5 protein-coding genes and 1 pseudogene are annotated in these 5,182 nt (G+C 65.2%); 1 reads left to right on the forward strand and 5 read right to left on the reverse strand.

The genetic code is table 11. The features are described 5' to 3' along the window. Positions 1–274 (forward strand): annotated as a pseudogene (locus ACE3S9_RS14470) (hypothetical protein); the annotation flags it as partial. 26 nt (positions 275–300) lie between these two features. On the opposite strand, the gene ACE3S9_RS14475 reads toward ACE3S9_RS14470, so the two are convergent. From ACE3S9_RS14475 to ACE3S9_RS14495, 5 genes are all read right to left on the reverse strand, one after another. Continuing rightward, positions 301–1,308, reverse strand: a complete 1,008-nt coding sequence (locus ACE3S9_RS14475) for an NAD(P)H-quinone oxidoreductase (protein ID WP_374547185.1) — start codon at positions 1,306–1,308, stop codon at positions 301–303. 11 nt (positions 1,309–1,319) lie between these two features. Continuing rightward, positions 1,320–2,069, reverse strand: a complete 750-nt coding sequence (locus ACE3S9_RS14480) for a sulfite exporter TauE/SafE family protein (protein WP_374547186.1) — start codon at positions 2,067–2,069, stop codon at positions 1,320–1,322. Positions 2,070–2,200: 131 nt separating this feature from the next. Beyond that, positions 2,201–3,412: a cation:proton antiporter gene (locus ACE3S9_RS14485; protein ID WP_374547187.1), complete on the reverse strand. Its 1,212-nt coding sequence runs from the start codon at positions 3,410–3,412 to the stop codon at positions 2,201–2,203. A 12-nt stretch (positions 3,413–3,424) separates the two neighbouring features. Then, entirely contained in the window at positions 3,425–4,585 is a 1,161-nt protein-coding gene (locus tag ACE3S9_RS14490) for an ABC transporter permease (RefSeq protein ID WP_374547188.1), read from the reverse strand. Continuing rightward, a partial coding sequence (locus ACE3S9_RS14495; protein ID WP_374547189.1) for an ATP-binding cassette domain-containing protein occupies positions 4,582–5,182 on the reverse strand: 601 nt, incomplete at its 5' end. The genes ACE3S9_RS14495 and ACE3S9_RS14490, both read right to left, overlap by 4 nt.

A 5,182-nucleotide genomic window follows, 5' to 3' on the forward strand; every position in this document is an offset into this window, starting at 1 on the left:
CCTCGACGATCTCGAACAGGGACGCGAGCGCATTTCGGCCGAATTGCTGCGCAGATTGTCGCGCGCCCTGGAGGCGCCGCCGGCGGAATTTTTCGAAGGCTTTTCCGTCACCGCCCAGGGGCTGGTTCGGCTGAACGGGGACGACGTCAAGGCGGCGGGCGACGAGGAGCGGCTGCTGCGCGATTTCGCCCGCATTCGCGATAAGGACACGCGCCAGCTCGTGCTGGCGCTGGTTTCGAGCTATGCGGCCTTCGAGGGCATGGCGAAAGGGTGAGTGACGGTTGCGACGGCTCTTGGCCGTCACTTACCGGTCAGCAGCAGGATTTTTCCCAGATGGGCTGAGGATTCCATCAGCTCATGGGCGGCGCGAGCCTGATCCAGCGGGAAAGTCGCGTGGACCATTGGCTTGACCGCGCCGCTGTCGAGCAGCGGCCAGATCTTTTCGCGCAATTTGGCGGCAATGGCCGCCTTGGTCGCCAGCGGTCGCGCGCGCAAGGTTGAGCCCGTCAGCGTCAGGCGCTTGAGCATCACGCTCATGAAATCGAATTCCTTGACCTTGCTGCCCTGCAGGAAGGCGATCTGGACGAGGCGGCCGTCGGGCGCCAGCGCCGCGACGTTCTTTTGCAGATAGGGGCCGCCGACCATGTCGAGGATGACATCCGCGCCCTTCTTGCCGGTCTGGCTCTTCACCTCGGCGACGAAATCCTGTTCGCGGTAATTGATGGCGACATCCGCGCCAAGCTGCCTGCAAAAGGCGACCTTTTCCGCCGAGCCGGCCGTGGCGAATACTTTCGCGCCAAATTGTTTCGCAAGCTGGATCGCGGTCGAGCCGATGCCGCTCGATCCGCCATGGACCAGAAAGACCTCGTCGGCTTTGAGCGCGCCGCGGGTGAAGACATTGTCATAGACGGTGAAAAAGGTCTCGGGGACGCCCGCCGCCTCAATCAAAGTCAGCGGCGCGGGCTTCGGCAGGCAAAGCGCGGCGTCCGCGAGGCAATAATCCGCATAGCCGCCGCAGCCGACCAAAGCGCAGATTTCGTCGCCGATCTTCACGCTGTCGACGCCTTCGCCCAGCGCGACGACGCGGCCGGCGATCTCCAGCCCGGGAATGTCGCTTTCGCCGGGCGGGGGCGGGTAGAGCCCGGCGCGCTGGATGCAGTCGGGCCGGTTGATCCCGGCCGCGACCACTTCGATCAGAACCTTGCCGGGGCCGGCTTGCGGGACCGGCGCCGCGCGCAGCTTGATGACGTCGGGGCCGCCGGCTCCGTCGAAAAAGATCTCGCGCATGGTCTCGGGCAAGGCGGACATGGATCCCTCCGTCAGAAGGCTTTCAGATAGAAATGCAGGCTCAGCACAAGGCCGATGAAGATCACGAACAGCCGCACGAACAGCGGCGGAATCCGCGTGCCGGCATGGGCGCCGACGAAGCCGCCCGCGATCGACCCGCCTGAGAGAATGATCGCCTCAAGCCAATGGATGCGGCCCGAAAACAGGAAGACGGCGGTGGCGGTGGCGTTCATCAGCGATGCGAGCAGCATTTTCAGGCTGTTCATCAGCACGATGTCTTTCAGCCCGTAAAGCGTCAGCGCCGCCAGCATCAGAATGCCGATGCCGCCGCCGAAATAGCCGCCATAGATCGCCACGAACACCTGCACGATCAGGATCGCCGCCGGTCCAAGCCATTGCGTCTCGGATTGCTTCGGCATGACCATGCCCAAGGCGAACACCAAAGTCGCGCCGAGCAGCAGGAAGGGCACGATCCGCTCGAAAAACTGTTCCGAAGTGCCGAGCAGCAGGAGGGCGCCGAAAAAGCCGCCGACCAGCGAAATGATCGCCAGCATGCGGCCGTCGATGCGCGGGTCCTCCAGCGATTTCCGCAGGCCGTCCCTGTAGGCGAAGGTCGTCGCGACCTGCGCCGGGAACAAGGCGACGGTGGAGGTGGCGTTGGCGTCGATGGCGGAGAGGCCGACCGCGATCAGGGACGGAAAGGTCAGGAAGGAGCCGCCGCCGGCCAGGGCGTTGATGAAGCCCGCGCCAAAGCCGGCAAGAACAACGAGAAAAAGGTGCATGAGACGGGATTTTCGACAGGGCGGCCGGCCCGCGCCAGGAGGCTGGGTTGCGCCCTGCTTAGCCTCATTCGCGCCAAAGGCCAAATGTCTTGTTGGAACGGAAAAGCAAGGCCCCGTTGGCGTCCGCGCCATTAGCGCGGCGACGGCAGGAAGCCCAGCAACCGCAGCAAAGGCGGCATGGTCAGGCCCTGGACGACGATGGAAAAGGCCACCACGCCGAACGTGACCACGACGATCTCGTCGCGCAGCGGCAGCGAGGCTGGCAGCGACAGCGCCAGCGCGAGGCCGAGCGCGCCGCGCAAGCCGCCCCACCACAACACATGCTGTTCGGCCGGCGCAATGGCGTTGGCGCGCCCGCGAAACAGCAGCGCCAGCGGATAGACCGCGAGCGCGCGCGAAACCAGCGTCAGCGCGATGACGCCGCCGACCACGACCGGGCCATAGGTCTCGTAATGCATCACGGCGACATTGGCGCCGATCAGCAGGAAGATGACCGAATTGGCGAGAAAGGCGGCGAATTCCCAATGGTTGGTCATGGCCTCGCGGCCGCGCTTGCTGAGAAACGAACGCTCATCGGGGCTAAAAATGCCGAAATTGCCGATGACGAGCCCGGCCGCCACGGTCGCCAGCACGCCCGAGACCTGCAGCCGCTCCGCCACCAGAAAGGAGCCGAAAGCCGCGATGGTCGAGAGCGTCAATTCGACCAGATGATCCGACGTGCCGCGCGACAGCACGATCGCCATAGCGCCCATCGCCGCGCCGACGCAGAGGCCGCCGGCCACCACGCGCGCCAAGGTCAGCGCGGCTTCGACCGCCGAAGGCGCGTGCTCTCCGGCCTGCGTCCAGGCCAGCGCCAAGGCGAACAGCACGGCGGCGGCGCCGTCGTTGAACAGGCTCTCGGCCTCGACCAGCAGGCTCAGCCGGCCGTGGAATTTATTGTCCTTGAACATGGCGATGATCGCCACCGGATCGGTTGCGGAGATCAAAGCGCCGAACACCAGCGCCGGCGCCAATGGCCAGCCTAGCAACCAGACCAGACCGGCCGCGACAGCGGCCATGGCGAGGATTGTGCCGAGGATGGAAAAGGTCAGGATCGGTGCGAGATCAGCGCGCAGATCGCGCCAGCGCAGGGCGAGCGCCGCCTCGAACAGCAGCGGCGGCAGGATGAGGTCGAGGATCAGCTCGGAGGTGAGGTCCGGGCCGATCTCGATCTTGGAATCGGCGAGCAAGGCGCCGACGATCACCAGTCCGATCGTATAGGGCAGCTTCACGCGCCGCGCCGCCAGCGCGACCAGCATGGCGACGCTGAGCATCAAGAGGATGTCTTGTAGATTCTCGCTCATCGGCGGGCCGTCTCAGTCCAGGGTCTGGCGGAAGCGCAGGACCGCGACGGTCATGGCGGCGAGCGTGAAGGCGCCAAGCGCGGCGGCGTCGGCGGCGAGATCGGAGACGCCCGCGCCCTTCAGCATCACCCCGCGCACGATCCGCAGATAATGGGTCAGCGGCAGGATCGAACCGATGTCCTGCGCCCAATCCGGCATGCCGCGGAAGGGAAACATGAAGCCGGACAGAAGAATGCTCGGCAGGAAGAAGAAAAAGCTCATCTGCATGGCCTGCAGCTGATTCTTGGCGATGGTCGAGAAAGTATAGCCGACCGAGAGATTGGCCACGATAAAAAGCATGGTCAAAGCGACGAAAGTCCCGAGATTGCCGACCACCGGCACATCGAAAATGAAGCGCGCGGCGACCGCGATCAGCGCCATCTGGAAGAAGCCGACCGCCGCATAGGGCAGGATCTTGCCGAGCATGATCTCGACCGGATTGATCGGCATGGCCAGCATGGATTCCATCGTGCCGCGCTCGACCTCGCGCGTCACGGACAAAGCCGTGAAGATCAGCATGGTGAGCGTCAGAATGGTGCCAACGAGTCCCGGTACGATATTCAGCCGGGTCTCGCCCGCCGGATTGTAGCGTTTCTGCAGCCGCACTTCATAAGGCGGCGGTTTCGCGGACAGATTTTGTAGCGGCCCGAGCAATTCGCGGGTGAAGACCTGCGCCGCCATGCCGCTCAGCGCGATCGCCGCGCCATTGACGGCGGTCGGGTCGGCGGCGTCGGCGACGACCAGAATGGCCGGATTCTCGCCGCGCGCCAGTTTTCGCGCGAAATCCTGCGGGATTTCGACGGCGAAATTCACCGCGCCCGAAAGAATGAGCGGATCGATTTCCTGCGGCCCGGACAAGGCATAGCGGATGTCGAAATAATCGGTCTCCCGCAGCGCGGTGACGAACAGGCGCGAAAAGGCGCTGTGATCATTGTCGAGCACCGCCGTCGGCAGGTGCTTGGGGTCGGAATTGATCGCGAAGCCGAACAGGATCAGCTGCATGACCGGAATGGCGATCATGGTCGCGAAGGTCAGCCGGTCGCGGCGGAGCTGGATCAGCTCCTTGACGAAGACGGCATAGAACCGTTGCAGCGCGACGCGCAGGCGCGGGATGGCTGGCGCGGCGGCGGTCACGGGTAATTGTCCTGCGCGCGGCTCATCATGTCGATGAACACGTCTTCGAGATTGGGCGCGTCGCGCGTCCACTCCACGCCCGGCGCCGAAAATTGCGCGGCGACGCGGTCGAGCGCGGCGGCGTCGCGGCCGGCGACATGGAGCTTGGCGCCGAAAGGCGCCACCATATCGACGCCCGGCGTGTGCTTGAGCCGTTCGGCCAGCCCGCCGAGATCCTCGCCCGAAACCACATAAGTCGACAGCCGAGATTGCGCGATGATTTCGGCGACCGTCCCCTGCGCCAAGAGATGGCCATAGGCGATATAGGCGATCTCGTGGCAGCGCTCGGCCTCGTCCATGTAATGGGTCGAGACCAGCACGGTCAGGCCCTCATGGGCGAGCTGGTGGATCTCGTCCCAGAAATCGCGCCGCGCCTTGGGGTCGACGCCGGCGGTGGGCTCGTCGAGCAGCAGCAGGTCCGGCTTGGGCATGATGCAGGCGCCGAGCGCGAGGCGCTGTTTCCAGCCGCCGGACAATTCGCCGGCGAGCTGGTTGGCGCGGCCCGTCAGGCCGAGGCGCTCGGTCGCCTCCCGCGCCCGCGCCCGCGCGTCGTCGAGC

Source organism: Rhodoblastus sp. (assembly GCF_041915505.1).
Classification (GTDB): Bacteria; Pseudomonadota; Alphaproteobacteria; order Rhizobiales; family Beijerinckiaceae; genus Rhodoblastus.

Bases quoted from the DNA above. Each gene is read 5' to 3' on its own strand.
- ACE3S9_RS14475 (WP_374547185.1), bottom strand. From the start codon at position 1,308: ATGTCCGCCTTGCCCGAGACCATGCGCGAGATCTTTTTCGACGGAGCC.
- ACE3S9_RS14480 (WP_374547186.1), bottom strand. From the start codon at position 2,069: ATGCACCTTTTTCTCGTTGTTCTTGCCGGCTTTGGCGCGGGCTTCATC.
- ACE3S9_RS14485 (WP_374547187.1), bottom strand. From the start codon at position 3,412: ATGAGCGAGAATCTACAAGACATCCTCTTGATGCTCAGCGTCGCCATG.